At 42.8% G+C, this 16,737-nt stretch carries 17 protein-coding genes; 4 read left to right on the forward strand and 13 right to left on the reverse strand.

Annotated elements, in window-relative coordinates:
* Nucleotides 1–7: 7 nt before the first annotated feature.
* The 6 genes from AB0756_RS39145 to AB0756_RS39170 form a co-directional block, all read right to left on the reverse strand.
* Nucleotides 8–1,360: a coiled-coil domain-containing protein gene (locus AB0756_RS39145; protein WP_038093845.1), complete on the reverse strand. Its 1,353-nt coding sequence runs from the start codon at nucleotides 1,358–1,360 to the stop codon at nucleotides 8–10.
* A 53-nt stretch (nucleotides 1,361–1,413) separates the two neighbouring features.
* Nucleotides 1,414–5,547: an Eco57I restriction-modification methylase domain-containing protein gene (locus AB0756_RS39150; RefSeq protein ID WP_038093848.1), complete on the reverse strand. Its 4,134-nt coding sequence runs from the start codon at nucleotides 5,545–5,547 to the stop codon at nucleotides 1,414–1,416.
* A gap of 42 nt (nucleotides 5,548–5,589) precedes the next feature.
* Nucleotides 5,590–8,754 carry a DISARM system SNF2-like helicase DrmD gene (gene drmD, locus AB0756_RS39155; RefSeq protein ID WP_038093850.1) on the reverse strand — a complete coding sequence of 1,055 codons (3,165 nt, stop codon included), beginning with the start codon at nucleotides 8,752–8,754 and terminating at the stop codon, nucleotides 5,590–5,592.
* A gap of 115 nt (nucleotides 8,755–8,869) precedes the next feature.
* Nucleotides 8,870–9,121, reverse strand: coding sequence for a helix-turn-helix domain-containing protein (locus AB0756_RS39160; protein WP_038093853.1), 252 nt, complete (start codon nucleotides 9,119–9,121; stop codon nucleotides 8,870–8,872).
* A 619-nt stretch (nucleotides 9,122–9,740) separates the two neighbouring features.
* Entirely contained in the window at nucleotides 9,741–10,130 is a 390-nt protein-coding gene (locus tag AB0756_RS39165; RefSeq protein WP_038093856.1) for a hypothetical protein, read from the reverse strand.
* 6 nt (nucleotides 10,131–10,136) lie between these two features.
* Nucleotides 10,137–10,535, reverse strand: coding sequence for a hypothetical protein (locus AB0756_RS39170; RefSeq protein ID WP_038093860.1), 399 nt, complete (start codon nucleotides 10,533–10,535; stop codon nucleotides 10,137–10,139).
* 4 nt (nucleotides 10,536–10,539) lie between these two features.
* Between AB0756_RS39170 and AB0756_RS39175 the strand changes: the two genes are divergently transcribed.
* Nucleotides 10,540–10,788 (forward strand): hypothetical protein, encoded by a 249-nt coding sequence (locus tag AB0756_RS39175; protein ID WP_137986379.1) that lies wholly within the window; start codon nucleotides 10,540–10,542, stop codon nucleotides 10,786–10,788.
* A 57-nt stretch (nucleotides 10,789–10,845) separates the two neighbouring features.
* Here the strand turns inward: AB0756_RS39175 and AB0756_RS39180 are convergent, their stop codons facing one another.
* From AB0756_RS39180 to AB0756_RS39200, 5 genes are all read right to left on the reverse strand, one after another.
* Nucleotides 10,846–11,214: a KGK domain-containing protein gene (locus tag AB0756_RS39180; RefSeq protein WP_050046043.1), complete on the reverse strand. Its 369-nt coding sequence runs from the start codon at nucleotides 11,212–11,214 to the stop codon at nucleotides 10,846–10,848.
* Between the two features lie 19 nt (nucleotides 11,215–11,233).
* Entirely contained in the window at nucleotides 11,234–12,469 is a 1,236-nt protein-coding gene (locus AB0756_RS39185; RefSeq protein WP_050046044.1) for a hypothetical protein, read from the reverse strand.
* 83 nt (nucleotides 12,470–12,552) lie between these two features.
* Nucleotides 12,553–13,017 carry a hypothetical protein gene (locus AB0756_RS39190; protein ID WP_038093863.1) on the reverse strand — a complete coding sequence of 155 codons (465 nt, stop codon included), beginning with the start codon at nucleotides 13,015–13,017 and terminating at the stop codon, nucleotides 12,553–12,555.
* Between the two features lie 40 nt (nucleotides 13,018–13,057).
* A complete protein-coding gene (locus AB0756_RS39195) occupies nucleotides 13,058–13,432 on the reverse strand; it encodes a hypothetical protein (protein ID WP_038093866.1) in 375 nt (124 codons plus the stop codon).
* A 277-nt stretch (nucleotides 13,433–13,709) separates the two neighbouring features.
* The gene (locus AB0756_RS39200; protein ID WP_050046045.1) at nucleotides 13,710–14,183 is read right to left on the reverse strand and encodes a hypothetical protein; all 474 of its coding nucleotides are present in this window, start codon (nucleotides 14,181–14,183) and stop codon (nucleotides 13,710–13,712) included.
* Nucleotides 14,184–14,724: 541 nt separating this feature from the next.
* On the opposite strand from AB0756_RS39200, the gene AB0756_RS39205 reads away from it, so the two are divergent.
* From AB0756_RS39205 to AB0756_RS39215, 3 genes are all read left to right on the forward strand, one after another.
* The gene (locus tag AB0756_RS39205; protein ID WP_038093869.1) at nucleotides 14,725–15,114 is read left to right on the forward strand and encodes a hypothetical protein; all 390 of its coding nucleotides are present in this window, start codon (nucleotides 14,725–14,727) and stop codon (nucleotides 15,112–15,114) included.
* Nucleotides 15,115–15,489: 375 nt separating this feature from the next.
* Entirely contained in the window at nucleotides 15,490–15,801 is a 312-nt protein-coding gene (locus tag AB0756_RS39210) for a hypothetical protein (RefSeq protein WP_050046046.1), read from the forward strand.
* Nucleotides 15,802–15,811: 10 nt separating this feature from the next.
* Complete coding sequence (locus AB0756_RS39215; RefSeq protein ID WP_038093920.1) at nucleotides 15,812–16,318, forward strand: GNAT family N-acetyltransferase; 507 nt, start codon at nucleotides 15,812–15,814, stop codon at nucleotides 16,316–16,318.
* Here AB0756_RS39215 and AB0756_RS39220 read toward each other — a convergent pair.
* Together AB0756_RS39220 and AB0756_RS39225 are read right to left on the reverse strand one after the other, a co-directional pair.
* Entirely contained in the window at nucleotides 16,315–16,500 is a 186-nt protein-coding gene (locus AB0756_RS39220; RefSeq protein WP_038093872.1) for a hypothetical protein, read from the reverse strand. The two genes, AB0756_RS39215 and AB0756_RS39220, sit on opposite strands and share 4 nt — an antisense overlap.
* Complete coding sequence (locus AB0756_RS39225; RefSeq protein ID WP_050046048.1) at nucleotides 16,485–16,685, reverse strand: PEP-CTERM sorting domain-containing protein; 201 nt, start codon at nucleotides 16,683–16,685, stop codon at nucleotides 16,485–16,487. The genes AB0756_RS39220 and AB0756_RS39225 overlap by 16 nt, the downstream gene beginning before the upstream one ends.
* Nucleotides 16,686–16,737 lie beyond the last annotated feature (52 nt).

Raw genomic sequence — 16,737 nt, forward strand, 5'->3', positions numbered from 1 at the left:
TGTAGTATCAATAATTTAAAATCATATTTAACTCCTCTTTAATTGCCCTACTATACCAGCACAATGCTTTCCCTACATGAGGGGCATTCGCAACCCGATCCTCTAAATCTAAAACTCTATAGGCTAATAAAGCATTCACAACGTATAGTTGCCGAATTAGCCAAAAATAAACTTGTTGCGATTGACTAAAAGAATCTATACATTCCAATCCAGAAAAATTAAAATACTCTTGGACGAAGTAGAATAAGTTTGCTACCTCAGTAAAAAGGTCTAACGAATCGTCTAAATGGTCAAATGATAAATTGATACCTGTAAAAGTATAGTCTGATTGTAAAATTACAATTTCTTTCTTTAAATGTTCATTCTCCTCAAGTAGATTCTGCATTCTAGATTTATAGAATTCCTCTTGTATTTTAATTTGATTTTGTAAATTTTGAACAGTTTTATTTATTTCTAATTCTTGTTGTTTTATTTGTTGGGGCAAATTTTTAATATTTTTCTCTAGGTCTAATTTTTCTTGTTCTATTTTCTTTGAATGTAAACTTTGGCTTTGAACCTGTTCTTTTAAACTTGCAATAACTTGATGGGAAGTATTTAATTTTTCATTCAAAGCTCTCAATTCAGTTTCTTTTTGAAATAATTGATTATTCAAATTATTGAAATGCTGTTCGTCGTTAAAAGTATTTGTATTAAATTTTAACTTCTTAATCTCGGTTTCTCTATCAAAAATAATGGTTTTTAAATGATTGATTTCATCATTTTTAGAAACGACTTCAAATTTTAATTGCTCGTTACTCTGCCTGAATGATTCGTTCTCTTTTACTGCTTGGTCTCGCTCTTTAATTAATAACTGAGTTGTTTGAAGAACTAAGTCCCAAGTTGCATACTCTAAATCTTCCCGACCAATAGCACCACCTAATTCTTGAACCAATGCTTTTTTATGGACTTCTAATTCTTTAATTTTTTTCTGAAAAGTAGCATTTTCAGAACGTAAAAGACTGGAAGCAGCCTTCAAATTTTTAATTTGATTGTTTAATTCTTTAATTTGTAGTTCTAAAGAATTGTTACTTTTTGTAGTAGAGTGTAATGTTTTCTCAAGAGCTATAGCTCGGTCTGTAAGTTCTTCAATTCTGTGTTTGAGCCAAATCTTTTCGTTTTCAAGATTTTGTAATTTCTGCTCGATCTCGGTTTCAATTGAGGAAGAACTTATGTTTGATTTTACTCGTGTATCTTCATCTGAACTGACTGATTGAGGTATATCATTAGATTTTGGTTTTTCTTTCTTCTTAAAAATTTTTAGGAAGCCCAACCATACTGTTATTACAACGACCGCCCCAAGGGGTACAATTATTATGTCCATTTTAATACTCAATTTTAAAATCAGAAATTGTATGTGTTTTGTGCCTGTATAACCTACAACAAATTCATCTGTCCGGAAATAGCTTGAACTTTTGGTTTCTTACTACCACCAGCCTTGCTCTTTTTCTTACCCTTATCGTGCAGTCCTTGAGCGACTTCTTCAGCGTAGCGATCGTGATTGAGCTGCAACAATCTATCTAACACCTCCCGGCGTGAGGGTTCGCTGATGGTGTAGCGCAGTCCTTGTTTGGTGTCGTGGAAGCCGTGACCCAAGTCTAAATCTTGCCAACCATAAGCAGCAGCAACCATATTATCCATCTCCACGTGGAGTTTGCGGAGTTGTTGAATGTCAACTGAGGTTTCTTCTGGGTTGTGGAAACGGTTGTAGGTTTTGGTTAGCCCTTCCTGGCGAGCGAGCATGATATTTTGGCGGTGGGTATAGTAGCGATCGCCAATGGTTTTGAGAGATGAGGTGGAGGTGGGGAAGGGAAAAGTTTCAAAGCAGTCTGAGGGGGTGTATCTTCCTCGTGTTTCAAGGCTACTTTGATATTGCATAGTCCAAAACTGATGTACAGTAGATTGTATAATTGCAAAATCACTAAAACATTCTGACACAATAACTACAGTAGCTTCACTGGCAACTATATTTGTGGTGGAAGCCGATACTGTTAAAAATTTACTAACACGAGGAATTACAAATACTCGTTTCATATTTGCGATCACGGCATAAAGTTCAACAGTTGGTCTAGTAAACCGCCACCAAATTTCACGGCGTTGCTTATCTTTATTTTTCTCCCTCTCTGGTTTAACCTTTTCTCTTACAATCTCTAAACAATCAGGATAGTCAGCAGCATAAGGTGGTCCTTTTGGTTTTTTTGGATCGTCATGTGCAGCATTCAAAACCCAATCCTTAAAATTAATCACCCAACGACTTGGTGATTGGTCAGGACGAGAATTTAAATCCTCACCATTTAAGTAAGGAAACAAAACATCTTTGTTGCGTGAATCTTTATCAATTAACGCTTGTGCTTCTTCAGGGCTCATTGTGAAACCCAAACCCAAAATATTTGACCCTTGAAAAGATTTATCTTGATTTGCTGCTAACTGGTAAGGTTTACCTTCTGCTTTCCCTGGTATTGCCAATAAAGGTGTAATCCCAGAAACCAGCTTTTCATCTAAAACAAACTCCGCCTGCCAATAACTCTTTCGCATCCAGACATGAGCGACTTCCAAGCTTGCTTCACCCGGCCATTTACGACTTGGTACGGCACGGGGAATGACGCAACCGTTAGCCACCAATTGGTCTAAAGCAACTTCTCTAGTATCTCCTTGAGCTATGGTATTAGTAGCTAGTAAACCAAAACCACCTTGAGTATTCAGTATTTGTTGTGCTCTTAAGAAAAAATAAGCACAAAGGTCAGCACTACCCCGCTTACCACGGGCAATCTCTTCTACAAGAAAGTCTCGGTAATCTGTACCCAATGTACCAGTAATCTTTTGACCCCCTTGAAAAGGTGGATTTCCTACCAGTGCAAAAAATCCCTTAGGTGGTTCTTCTACAAACACTTCCGGAAATTCCAATGCCCAGTGAAATGTCTTCCTGGAGGGGTGTTCTGTTGGCTTACCTAAATCCAACATCCTTTGAGCCTTAGCCCGCAACGCATCAATTTCCCACCTGCGTTCTTCACCATTGATTTCCAGTGCATGAGTTACTTGTAGGGCTAATTCATCTGCATCATCTTCCTTGGTGACTGACTGTACCAATCCTTTCCCAACCAACAAGTCCCCAATAAACCGCACCTGGTCTAAGGCTAACTCTGCTTCTTGCAACAGTTCTTCTTTACGCTGCAAGTCATGAATGTCGTTAACTGTAAAGCTTTCTAATTCCTTACGCTTGGCGATCGCTTCCTTTAACAATGGCGTACATTTTGTTGATACCAAGGGCATTTGATAGCTTTTGCCTGCTTCGGGATTCAGGTCAAAGTATTCAATTTGTCTAATATCCGTTACCCCCAACAAAGAGTCGCCACAACGCAAAGCATGGTCTAGGAATGTAAAAGCACGGTCTTTTTGTAGCGTAACCAACCACAACGAAAGCTTTGCCATCTCCACAGCCATTGGGTTTTTGTCTACACCATACAAACAGCGATCGCTAATAAAGCGCCGTGCGAGTGTCAATCGCTCATTCGTATCTCTGGGAATGAGATATTCTTCAATACTCGGTTGTGATAGTGTTCCTTCCGGTGCAATCACCACTTTGCCAGGGTTGGCTTTTTCGGCGACTTCCCAAGCTTCCACCAATCTTTCTGATAAGTAGCGACAGGCTTGGACGAGGAAGGCTCCCGACCCCATTGCCATATCACAGATTTTGAGTTCTAACAGTTCTTTAGCGGATTTGAGTTTCCACTGGTCTTTTGGCTTGCCTTCTGCCACACCTTCATATACCAGTGGTTCTAAAGTGTACTGAACAATGGGTTCTGTTAAAGTACGGGGAGTGTAATGGGTGCCGCTGCTGCGACGGTCGGTGCCTTCGGTAACGTAAATACTACCTTGGGGAATCACGAGCGGGTAGTCCATTGTATCGGGACGAATTAACCCAGCAAACTTGTACACTCGGTTCCACAACTTGGCATCGTTGTTACAAGCAACCAGAAAGCGCTGCTCTTCTTGAAATGCCAATTCCTTTGCCAAATCCTTCTTCAAAGCTGCTTCCGATCGCCCGGTTTCAGCTTTAAGAAACTTAATAAACTCTTTCTCGCCCTTAGTAAAATGCTCCTCTAACACCTGCAAGGGAATTTCCGGTTCTTTATCCTTAGAACCCTTGAGACCCAAAATGGGAGACGTGGCTTTGACGGCTGTGCGGTCGAGCAGCCCCTCATAGACGTGGCCGATTTGCTCGATATCCAGCGCTCTAAAAGAAACTTTCCGAGATTCGGTGCCACCACCGGGAACTTTCACTTGTAATATCTGCAATGCTTCTAGTAAGTGCAGTACGGTACGGTTGTTAACGGGGATGGGATTGGCTGGGGTGTTGCGCCAACTGGTACTGACAGCACGTCCTTCCAAGAAAGGAAATCTATCGGGGTCAAACAAGCGTCCGCCGTAGGCTTTTAAGGTAATGACATCATGCTGAATCCCTCCATGCACGGCACGGAATGTTGCTAAAAGCCGACACCAGGCATCACAACGGTACTGTAAAATTTCTTCCCCTTGCTTATCTGCCACTTCCCGCAGTTGTGTTCCCAAAGTGGACACGGCATAGAACTGGCTGTAAGTTGGGTCATCAAGCAACAGTAAATTCCGCTCCTCGGCTGAGAAAAGGAATACCAACCGCATCATTAAGGTGAGAGCAGCTTCATACAAATTGCTCTCGGAAATACCCTTAAGTAATTTGCGATCGCGATCCTGGTCAATTTTATCCAGAGCTTGTATCAAGACTTCCACAGCTTTGCGGACTTGGTAACCAAGTTGTTCTGTCACCTCCTGCTGGCTGCTGGCGCTCTGGGTTAAAAGAGATTCTAAAGTTTCCGGATCTCCTACCCCAAAAAACCGCCTGACACCCAACAAACTGCGAAATGACCTCAAAGTTAAGTGTTCTTCCAACCACAGGTTGGCGTACCAGGAAATGTATCCCGTAGTTTCTCCCTTGGGAGCATTCACCAGCATCCACTGCTCCCCATTGGTCACCAGCCCCAACCGCACGTTACAAGCGTGAAGGAGTGTCATCATCCTCATAGCAGGGCTTGCTTTCCATCGGCTTCCCGACAGGGGCTTCTCTAAATCCTGACCCGCAGGATACAGTTGAACCAACATGCGGGGTTTACCAGCATCCGGTGTCCCTTTGGGATTCACCACCACCCAATCCGGACGCAACACCTCTTGATGTTCCTCAACTTTTGCTTGCAGCCCTTGAGGAATCCCCTGTCCCGACAACACCACCTCTTGAGGCAAGTCCAAGGTTTTACTTAAGACAAACGCCACCCAAGCCCTATGTATGGCTGGCTCTGGTTTTAACCCCTGTTGATTGTCCAACCATTCCTCATACGCCAACCGCAAAAACCTGAGATGTTCCGGGTCGTGGGCATCCAATCCTTGGGGAAAAGCTTGTAACAAAACTGGCAGACTCAAAAAAGGTCCTGAGATTTCAAGTAACGATAACCATTCAGTGTGGTGGCGGGGGGTAGACATAGGATTATGAATGATGAATTTGAAAGGATTACGATCGGTATTTCATAGGTATTGTCTGGCTATTTTCTCCGGCACCAAATAAGTGACAGCCAGTGGAAATAGGCGAGGGGTTGAGTTGCTAAAACGCTTGCGAATTAGATCTGTTTCTTGTTTGATTTCTAGAGGAATTTGTTCCAACCGTTTCTTCAAACTGTTAATATTTCGCTCTAGCTGCTCCCGTTCGTTGGTAGTGAACAGCTCTAACTGCTTCACCTTGGGTTCTTGCAGTTCTTTTGCAATGTTTTGCTGTAGTTCGGTTAGGATTGCCGTAATATCTTTGACTTCTTTTTCACAACGGTCTAGCAACGATTTTTGCAAACCCGTCGTGCGATCGCCCATCCGCACTTCCAAAGACTTCATCAGTGATTCGGTATGGTTGTTTTTAAACCACATCTGTGCTAAATGGGCTTTCATGGCTTCGGGAACGGGGTTTTCCGTCACTGCTTCTAAAGCCAGTTGAACTTCCCCAACTTTCATCCGGCTAAAGCGTCCTTCTTTTAGAATGCCTCCGGCAGTGATGACTTCTTCATGGAGCCTTTGCTGGTCGCTACCAAGTATCACCAATCGTCCGCAAGCAATGACACAAGGATTATCCAGAGCAGAACTTTTCACCATCCGTGCTGTAACCCGATGCAAGCGCTTTTGAGTGGATTGAGACCAGACTTCTGCCCGTAAAAGACGCAAACACATTTGTACGAGTCGGTGATTGAGATGGACTAATACCACATCATCTTTACCATGAGCTAAATCGGGGTCAAAGACAATAGGGCGGATCTCTTTGGTATGGGGGTGAGCCAAACCTTCACTGCACGCAGCCCAACTCGCTTTAAGCGGCGGCAAGTGAAAAACCCGTCCTTTTAGGCTAGATGCAGGAATCAACGGTGGTTGTTCTGCTAGCTCCAACCCCACTCTAACTACAGATTCAATATTCTCTGGAGTCAAGCGCAAGTTACGTCTGGTTTCTGAAAGTTGTTCGCGTAACTGCTCGATCCGTTCTCGGACTTGGCGCTCAAATTTGAGCATCCGCCTGACAGGTTGCGAGTCACGTTCGGCTGCAGTCGTATCTAGAGTGACACGCGCCCCCAACATCGCTTCTTCTACCTGCTGGGCAATAACGGGACCTACTTTCCCCAAGTCTTCCCGAATGTTATTGACCTTTAGAGCAGCCCGCATGAGAAATTCTAAATCCCCTTCCAATTCCCCAGGACGGGCAATAGATGCTGCATTGTGTTGATAGCTCTGACCAACAAAGTGGTAAATTAGTACCCGGTCGGCTTTTTGCCCGTGGCGGTCAATTCGACCGTTGCGCTGCTCCATTCGGTTGGGGTTCCAGGGAATCTCCCAGTGAATTAGCTTGGAACAGAAGTTTTGCAAGTCCAAACCTTCACTGGCCGCATCTGTTGCTAGAAGAATCCTGACTGGCGCGGTCTCTGGGTTTGCCTGAAATGCAGCTTTAACCCGTTCTCGCTCTTGGGCGTTCATTCCACCATACAACAGCATTACCCTTTCGTCTTGAGTTAGCCCTTGTGCTGCTAGCTGCTCGTACAACCACTTCTGAGTTGTTCTGTATTCGGTAAAAATAATAACTCGTTCGTTAGACCAATTGCCACCCGGTCTGATATATTCTTCAATCCAATTGAATAGCTGTTGGGCTTTAGAATCAAATCGCCTTGATGCAGCTTCTGCCCACGTCCGCAATTGTTGGAGCAATGCTTGTTCTTCTTGGGAGAGTTGCCTGAATAGACGGGTTGTAGAATCTAAAGCATCGGCTTCTGACTCTTCGTAAACCTCGTCACTGGCAAAATCTTCTTCTATTTGTTCCAATTGCCGCCGCAGAATGCCAACTGTTGGTTTGGATAAAGAGGAAGAACCACCGCGACGGGCGCTATTGAGAGATTTTTCGTGTTGCTCCAAAGTCATTGCAAAAGCCGCAGGGGAAGAAAACAGGCGTTTTTTAAGGAGCTTGAGGACAAATTCCGTGGCATACTTCTCCGTATTATCCACCGCTCCCTTACGCCGCAATTGAGTATATTGCTGTAGGATTTTGTGAGCTTGCCGTTCCGTATCCGTATAATCAACAGAAATGGCTTCCAAAAACCTCCCTGGAAAACGCTGTTTACCATCCCAACGCGGTGGCAGTTCTGACTTGAGTCGCCTGACCATAACAGTCCGTAACTGGTTGGGATCTGGCATGACTCCCCTGGCAAATCTTTGGTTGTCAAGCAATTCTAACAACGCTGTAAAGCTTTCCAAATAACCGTTGTGGGGAGTTGCAGATAAAAACAACTTGTGCTCAAAGTGAGGTTCAATTAAACGGATGGCAGCCGTCCGCATGGAGTCAACTGCATAATTTCCACCACCAGAAGGAGCAACGTTATGAGCTTCGTCCACAATCAACAAATCAAAGCGCCGGGGGTATATGGATTCTCCTTGTGCTGGTAAAACTTCGCGAAACAATCTCAACGGGCGATCGCGTTTGAGGAAGTCAATAGAGGTAATCAACCGGGGGAAATGAGACCAGGGGTTAACGTGAATTCCCCGCCGCCGTCTCAACTCCCGCATCAACTCGCTATCAACAATGCGAAAATCCAACCCAAACTTATCGCGCATTTGTTCGCGCCACTGGATTTGCAGGGAAGAAGGACAAACAATCAAAACTTTACGAACTCTTTGGCGCAAAATCAACTCTTGAGCCACCAGCCCTGCCTCAATTGTTTTACCCAAACCAACATCGTCCGCAACGAGTAGATTGACACGCGGCATTTGGATAGCCCGTACCACCGGATCGAGTTGGTAATCTTCAATATCAATCCCACTGCGGAAAGGGGATTGGATGTTATGCACGTCTGCACTGGATGCGGCCCCCCACCTGACGGCATCTAAAAAAGCGTCTAAAACTTCAGGTTCATCAAAACCATCGGGGCTTGGCAGCTCGACTTTCTCATAGACCGTCGCTCCCGGTTCCAAATCCCAAATGACTTGCAGTGTTTCCCCCAACGCATCATCTTCTAACGAAGCAAGACTGACCAAATGATGGGGTTCTTTGACTCCATCAAGTATGGGGTTTAAAGACAAAGAACTTTTTTGGACATTTGTCACCACAAACCGCCGCGATCGCACGCTAACAATTTGTCCCTGTTCTGGGATAGCTCTAACAGCAATATTCATAAAATGATTTCATATATGGCGGGCTTTTTGGAGCAATTGCAGCGAAAAGTCGAGCTAAAGTGAGCTTGGTAATGGTAATAATCGAATTGCCTAAAAAAAAGCCAATTTACCGTTATTAGCTCTTGCCGACCAACGAATACTTTTTCAGTAAACCTTGCCCTGGTTCATCCATTTGTTGCAGCATTTGAGTAATCCGACCCACTGCCAATTTTGAAGGCTTACTGTGACCGTTCTCCCACCTGTTAACGGTAGTATAAGTCACCCCCACTTCTGCTGCAAATTCTTCCTGCGTTAACCCAGTCAGACCCCGCAATTCGCAAATCAACTGCCTGTAATCTGGCTGTTTCAAGGGTTTTTTCTCAATCATTTATTTAATTGTTGGAAAAAAAGATTTCTATGACATACGTAGCATTTATATAACACTTGCTACAACATAATCCATATTTTGAGAGTCAATGGAATAAGATTTAATATTTTACTAAAACTTTAAAAAAGTGCCTGATGCAACAAATTATTTATAAAACCTGGTGATTTATACTGAAATTTTCTCTCCCCTGATTTTTTTATTTTATCGAAATTATACTTAAGTATTTGTTACATTAAACGCAATTTTAGTAATTTGTCAAATTTTATCTCTGCGGTGTTACGACTGCAATACTGTTTTAGTTAGTAGTATTAATTTTGACAATTTATTTTCTGCTGCAACCGAGGTGTTCTTCCCGGCTTTCCCTTAGAACCAATAGAACCAGAGCAACCACGGCACAACTATACACTGGTAGCTTTACACCTTTTCGTTAACTGACCGATTTTTCAATTCATGAGTGCGATGCGTTAGGGCAAGCTTGCTCATGATACCCCCACAGCCCTACCCTCCAAAAGCATTTTATCGGCGCGTGATAACGAAACGCTCAAGGGGTCATCAGGCATACCAAGGACGAGAATTAATCGCGCCGCTCTGGCCTTACAGGGCAAGCCGCTGCTCCATTTTATTTTTTCACGTAAATCTTGTTAGGATATATATTCTCAAAGTAAGCAATTGCCGCTTCACCAAATGCTTTGACAGTTGCCGCACCCACTGCAGGTTGAACCAATACTCCGACACCAGGTATAAAGCCCGCAATTGTACCAACTATAGCTGCCATAATTGCTCCAGAACCCGGCCCCCATTTTCCTGGGTCAATGATATCCATATCAGTTATATCCACATCATAGATTTGAGCAATACGGTAAATGACTGTAGCTTGAATAACAGTGAAACTTGTACCAAAAACAACCGCACCAACAACAGGAATGGTACCTGCTACACCAGTGGCAGCCCCACCTCCCATCATTAGTGAAAGTTCTTCTCTTGCTCGATCGCGGCAATATTGAGTCATAACAGTCTATTTTTTCACGTAAATCTTGTTAGGATGCATGCTTTCAAAGTAGGCAATAGCCGCTTCACCAAACGCTTTGACAGCTGCCGCACCCACTGCAGGTTGAACCAATCCTCCGACACCAGGTATAAAGCCCGCAATTGTACCGCCAACTCTTGCAAGCAATTGTCCCCCACCAGCTGCAATAATTGCTCCGGCAAGCGCTCCCGCTCCTCCAGCTGCAATAATATCCACATCATAAATTTGAGCAATACGGGTTACCACGGCAGCCTGTACGACAGTGAGACTTGCATTAAAAACACCCGCACCAACAACGGGTATACTCCCTGCTACACCAGTGGCAGCCCCGCCCCCCATCATCAGTAAAAGTTCTTCTCGTGCTTGCTCGTGGCAATATTTAATCATAAAAGTGCGTCCAACTTTATTCGTGTTTGCAAATGAACTTCTACAGTTAAAATGCCCAATATTAGATAAAAATTATTATCCTACTACTTGCAGTATCTCAGGAATAGGATTGTACTATCGAGCGATCGCTTCGGCGCAAGCTGAAAGAGCGCTTATCGCACTTGTTTTTGAGCTACCCGCTACAAGCAATTCTCAATACTGCTGCTTTCAAATGCTTGAGCGATCGCCCGTTCAGACCCTGAGCGTTCTTTAAAAAAGCCTCTCCTTGAGAGGTCATGCTTTGCGATCGCGGTCAGAACGATCGAGGCAATTACTCTTGTTGAATCCTCTGCCGTAAATCATCCAATGGTGATTCCGGCTCAACAGGCTTGATTTCTGCTTCAAATGATGGTTCTGGTTCGTTCGGACAAAATTCTAAAAATAACCTTGCTCTGACCTTTCCTTGCTGCCAACCTTTAGCTTCAAATTTCATCACCTCACATATTATCCCTTCGTCAAACAAACTTTGACCTCGATTGTCTGTGATATTTATTTTTTTTACAATCAATTCTTGAATTTGCTCTACTCTCATGTGAAGATCGGGAAAGCCATTGGATGGTAAGTTTAAATGACGGGCAATTTTTTGATGGTTTAAGGATACAATTTCACCACTTTCTAATGTTTCAAATTCATCATTCATATTTATCTCCTTTACTAATTTAATCATTAATTTTCCAATCTTTTAGAAAACTTTCTGCTTTAGCCCTATTATTTCTTACCCATTTTCCCCGTCCTGTAGATTGAGACGCTAGGTTATCCAAATAAATTTTTTTAGCCTCCGAGAGATCGGTCATATCTGGCTGAGATGTTAAAAATCTGTGAAAATTTCTCCGAAGGCTCCTACTAGTTTTTCTAGTTTTTTGTGGAGCATCTTTTTGAGAAGTCCTTACTACAACTTCTTCAGATACAGGTCTAGTGGAATCCAATACAGCAGGCTTGGAATGGGAGCTAGGATTTGGATATTGATAATTATCCCGCTTTCTAGAAGCCGCCATCTCTGCTGCTTCAACTTCCGTCCATTGCCGGACTGGTTGCAAGTCCAAAACCGAACTAAATTCTTTTAAGATAAACTCATTTCCAGTAATTTGAGCAATGACTTGAGCAATCGTTTTACAGCAACTGTCAGGATAGCAAATAACTTGCTCTTCACTAAAACGGATGACAACCCAGCCTCTATTTATAAAGAAACGATCGCGATTGTTATCTTTCCAAGCTCCTAAATAGTGCGTGGGTTCACCAGTCTGATAAACATAAGGTTCATCTAATTCAATATCAATGTAAAGGTTTAATTCCCGGTCAATATACGCAAAATCTGGAGTATAGGGATACTCAAAGTCAGGAATTTGAAGAGTTAGCCTTTTGTGTATCTTGTTGGGAAAATAGCAGTTAAGATAACGACCGAACTGAGCTTCCGCATTACCCACTGTAGCCAAACTACCCGCACCATCATGAGGAACGGTTTGACTCAGTACTTGTAAAAGTAATTTGTAGCGAAACTCGGCTACACGTTCTGGGCTTAAAGCTTCTTTAGCTATCTGTTCGTACTCTTGCTTTCTGCGGTTGTAACTTTCCAAGTTTCCGGGGTAAGCTGCAACTTTACGATTGTGTTCGAGCTTGCGTTGCGGATAAGTGTTGAGTTGGTGCCAAGCATGGGTAACAATGGCACCTATCGCTACGAGAAACAAAAACCACCATAATCCAGATTGACCTTGAGAGATTATAGAAACTACAGGTACTGCCACTACTGTTTCTATGGCTAGAACACTTGTATTTAACTTTTGCGGTGCAAATCCCGGTTTCTCCGGGGGAGTTTCTGCAAACGGTTCTCTTGGTGGTAGTGCTGACCTGACCCGCTCAATGGAAGGCGGGATTAAAACAATCGGAAATTGGCTCATTCTACTGAGTAAATGTATGAAAAAATTAATAGCGATACGGCATCCATCCGTTAAGCGCTTCACCTATCGCTCTCACGAGCACCTTACAAGCTACAGTATTCTTGCCCCCATTTGAGTTTTTCAGTAGCTCCTTCGTGGTCCAAGCATTCAAAAAAATCTATTTTTCCCTCAGGCATTAAACCAATTGAAAGATTCCAACCGGACTGGTATACTGCAAAAGTAACCAAACCCACCGTGTTGCAGTTATTGATAATTGGCTCTGCAATTAACTTCATAAACTGAGGGGAATTCATAATAGATTCAGAGGCATTACCTTGAAGTAATAACTTGTATTGATATAAGCGATCGGCGGGATGGTCTGGGTACTCTTGGGAAATCTCCGAACTGCGAACTATAACTTCTACAGAGCGACCTGTCTCAATACGTTTTTGAGCATTGGCAATAGCAGCAGTACAATCTTGTTTTCTGACTTCTTGTGCCCGCACTGTCATGGTTGGTGATAGGAATATGTTTAAAGCAATTAATCCAGTCGCAATAAGTTTTTGCATATTACCAGTGTCTTGTTTGTTTAAGCTCGTTTCTTCTCATTTACCAACCGCGAGCACCCTGACTGTGACATATTTTACCCATAACGGTCAGACCGGGTGATGGTTGAGTGAGATCCACTAGCCGAGCCTTTTCAGAGCCATATTTATTGACTTGCAATAGCGCTCCATTACTTGCGTAAAGAGTTTCTTTGGTTATGGCTAAACTACTGTCACCACAAGAGAAGCGAAATGTCGTTTCTTGCATATTATTATTATTTCTTTGATATAGCTTAAAAGCTCCCCCCTTAATTGATTCAGTATCTAAATAAACTATTTCTCCATTGTTCTCTCCTACTTCAACAAGAGTATTTTCTGCCAATACGCTAGTAGAAGCAATCACAACAAGAGCAATTGAACTCATGAAAGCTTTTAACATATGTATCCCCGATTCTGTTATAGTTCTAGCTTTAAAAACAAAAGAGATGTTGGGTAAAAATGCGGAATAAATTGCACGAATTGCACTATCGTTTCTGGCTTTTTAACAGCAAGATTTACAAACAACAAACTAGAATGTTATGCATATTGAAATGGCTGCGTTTGGACTCAAGATAGTGCGATCGCAAATAGACTTTGAGCACTAACGCTTGGTTGCATTCTGTTTTTTCAGCACTCACACTGAGTTACCAACCCCGTTGCATATAACCTTTAACATTTTAAACGGCTTTGACAGCATAGGGGTTACTCGGTCGTTGCTCGAGTGCTTTTTCAAACCAATACAAAGCGAGGTCGTAGGTTTTGTCTTTACTTGCTTTATAACCCAACTTCATATACGTTACAAACATATCCTCGCCATATGCAGTACCAGTCCCTTCAGTCGTGTATCCCGGTTCTGTAGATGGGTTGGGATAAGAACTGTAACCGCTACTGGGAGTATAAGGAGTACCGTAAGAACCGTAACCGTTACTGGGGGCATAATAAGGAGTACCATAACTTCCAGTAGGTGCAGAACGAGTATAAGGTCTAACATAAGTCCCGTTTGAGCGATAGTAACCGCGAACTGATACTCGCCCACCACCACGACCACCGCCGCCTCTTGCCCACGCATTGTCAGGAGCTACATACACCAATCCCGATATTAAAATGGCAGCAGCCGACAAAGTTGAAACAATACGTCTTATTTTTAGCATTTTAGATGGATGATTCTTGTCTTGCGCTAAACTGTTTTATCTTTTGTAAAGAAAATACTGTTATGACGTTTAAACGCTCCATCATGCAATATTTATTTCTCTCAAAGCTTACTTGATAAGGCAGTCAGCGCTCTATTAAGCAATATGCTATCCGTAGAAGTATAAAAACGTCATCTCTCGGAATACACTGAAGCTCGACTAAAGCTTGGATTAAGAAGCAGAGTAAAAAGAATCTTTTTCAAAACTTTACAGTCAGTGGTTTAAGATAGTTGCTGCAACAAGCCATCTCGCTTTTGACTCAGTACGGCAAGCGTTGTGTACGCAGACCGCCGTGTAACAATTTATCAATTAAGCTAAGTGCCTGGGATCGCTACCCCCAACACATCAACAACATGGCTTTCCCAGAAGCAATGAGACTGTAATAACCACAGTGCGATCGCAGTAATTTTGCAAACAAGCGCATAAATGCACTGTTAGTTGCAATCGCTATATGGGAAACATAAGACTGTCACTTTGGAAACTTAGAACAACAGAAGCTTAAATGTTAAATCCATTTGGAGCCTTTGAAGAAGGTTTTCGCTTATCTCAAAAAGCAATTGATTCTTTAGTGGAATGGAATACCGAAGCTGAAATTGCTACTAGTATTTCGACCACAGCCCAACAAGTTGTTGAAATATTGATTAATGTGCCTGGTATGACTATGGCTCATAGTAGAGATTTTAAAAGAGCTACACCCTTATTTACACTTAAAGATAAAACGGTAGTGAAAATTTACACAAATCCGGTTTATGTAAAACACATATTTTTAGCAGACGCCAACAAGTTAATATTTGGAGGTAATAAGATGATATTTGGAGGCTTTGTAGGTTGGATTCATACAAAACAACTCGATTTAGCTATAGATGATATCAAGAAAAAATTTAGCCTATAGATTTTTTGAAATAAAAGCGATCGCTCTGTTTCTTAAAGCAAAAACTCTTTATGGGGTTTTTGGTATTTGCATATATAGTGATAAGATTTCCAAATAACCCTCGCTCATGCTCATGCGTTACGCCTGAGCTATTTTGCAGTCAACTGATAAAATTAGGCTTCCATTCCCTGACAAATTTTGAATTATAGTTACAAAAAAATTAAGTGTAACTCGTAAAAAAATAGTCCAATTCTTTTTAAGATTTTTATCACCCCTTGGGGTACTGTAGGCGCGGTATTAATTTTTTATCTTAAAAAAAGTGTCAATAAATAATTCTTATTCACTTAGCCCGAACTTTCAGCAAATCTTAGATTAAGTCATAGGTATGATAAGACAATGACGGAGTTACACGAAAAAGATTCAATCATGTACGTGTCGGGAATGGATGCTTGCCTCAATCGCTGGTTTGCAACCTATGAGGATGCGCGGGCTTCTCTGGACTCAATTGGCGGGTATCTGTTTCCCTACAAAGGACAATACTTCATAACAGAAAGCGAAGCAATTCGGGAACTGGGGCTTGACCCCGAAGATCCGGACTGGGCAAAAATTGGCTGGGACTGGGTGCGACCGCTAGATACTCAAGCTTGGGAGCGCCTCAAAGGAAAACGGCTCTCTAGTAATTCAATCTCTACATCCGATGAAACTTAATATCTCAGTCATGAATCATGACGTCACCCTTGTACCCTTTAGGTCGAGCGACGCAGCTTTGCTCTCGCACTGGCTCCTAGCGCCACACGTAGCAAAGTGGTATAAAGAACCACAAGAACACCTCGATTGGGCTTTATGTCCACCAGTTGGGGGCGAACGGGCGGTAATCGCGGTAAATGGTGCTAGAGTTGGCTACTTGCGTTGGCAAGCTGTTTCCCGCGAGATACTGGATTCTGTTGGATTGAAGGAAATACCTGCGAACTCAGTTGATATCGACATCTTGATTGGTGAAGTCAGCTACGTGGGACGGGGCATCGGACCGCAAGCCTTGCAACTACTCATAAAGCACCTGCGCGAAGACACTTCTATTCCTTTATTAGGACTCACCACCTCCATCCACAACCACACCGCACAACGAGCTTACCGCAAAGCAGGCTTTAGGGATTTGCGAGAGTACGATCCTCCAGGCTACGGTAGGTGTCTCCTTATGGTCATGAGCTTGAGTCACGAGGTCTAACCTGAAGCAGAGCCCAGTGTTTCCCCAGAACTATAATGGAGTGCGATAAGCCGAAACAATAAGCACATATAAGGCTTGCGCCAAGCGCGATAAGCTGAGTACAGCTTGCGCTGCGCGATAAGCCGGGTACGGCTTGCGCCTTCATGCGATCGCAACCGAATTAGCACTAAAATTGTCTGCATTTTTGTTTGAACTTACGTATTGAAACTGCATTAACAACCACAACAGCCAACAAACCTAATGTAGAAGAAGGTTCTGGCACGCGACGTATGATAAGAGGTCTTGTAGTAATAGAGATATTACCACCAGTACTTAACGCTGGATTGGAAGGGTCAGCGATAAGCGTGGTATTTCCACTGACTGTCACTTTATCCCTCTTTTGTCACTCTTGCTAGAGTATAATTAAGGACAAACGCTAA

Origin of the sequence: Tolypothrix campylonemoides VB511288_2, from assembly GCF_045999855.1 — a bacterium.
Taxonomy (GTDB): domain Bacteria; phylum Cyanobacteriota; class Cyanobacteriia; order Cyanobacteriales; family Nostocaceae; genus Scytonema; species Scytonema bouteillei_A.

Coding starts and splice junctions, on each gene's coding strand:
- AB0756_RS39145 (WP_038093845.1), bottom strand. CDS start 1,360: ATGGACATAATAATTGTACCCCTTGGGGCGGTCGTTGTAATAACAGTA.
- AB0756_RS39150 (WP_038093848.1), bottom strand. CDS start 5,547: ATGTCTACCCCCCGCCACCACACTGAATGGTTATCGTTACTTGAAATC.
- drmD (WP_038093850.1), bottom strand. CDS start 8,754: ATGAATATTGCTGTTAGAGCTATCCCAGAACAGGGACAAATTGTTAGC.
- AB0756_RS39160 (WP_038093853.1), bottom strand. CDS start 9,121: ATGATTGAGAAAAAACCCTTGAAACAGCCAGATTACAGGCAGTTGATT.
- AB0756_RS39165 (WP_038093856.1), bottom strand. CDS start 10,130: ATGACTCAATATTGCCGCGATCGAGCAAGAGAAGAACTTTCACTAATG.
- AB0756_RS39170 (WP_038093860.1), bottom strand. CDS start 10,535: ATGATTAAATATTGCCACGAGCAAGCACGAGAAGAACTTTTACTGATG.
- AB0756_RS39180 (WP_050046043.1), bottom strand. CDS start 11,214: ATGAATGATGAATTTGAAACATTAGAAAGTGGTGAAATTGTATCCTTA.
- AB0756_RS39185 (WP_050046044.1), bottom strand. CDS start 12,469: ATGAGCCAATTTCCGATTGTTTTAATCCCGCCTTCCATTGAGCGGGTC.
- AB0756_RS39190 (WP_038093863.1), bottom strand. CDS start 13,017: ATGCAAAAACTTATTGCGACTGGATTAATTGCTTTAAACATATTCCTA.
- AB0756_RS39195 (WP_038093866.1), bottom strand. CDS start 13,432: ATGTTAAAAGCTTTCATGAGTTCAATTGCTCTTGTTGTGATTGCTTCT.
- AB0756_RS39200 (WP_050046045.1), bottom strand. CDS start 14,183: ATGCTAAAAATAAGACGTATTGTTTCAACTTTGTCGGCTGCTGCCATT.
- AB0756_RS39205 (WP_038093869.1), top strand. CDS start 14,725: ATGTTAAATCCATTTGGAGCCTTTGAAGAAGGTTTTCGCTTATCTCAA.
- AB0756_RS39210 (WP_050046046.1), top strand. CDS start 15,490: ATGACGGAGTTACACGAAAAAGATTCAATCATGTACGTGTCGGGAATG.
- AB0756_RS39215 (WP_038093920.1), top strand. CDS start 15,812: ATGAATCATGACGTCACCCTTGTACCCTTTAGGTCGAGCGACGCAGCT.
- AB0756_RS39220 (WP_038093872.1), bottom strand. CDS start 16,500: ATGCAGACAATTTTAGTGCTAATTCGGTTGCGATCGCATGAAGGCGCA.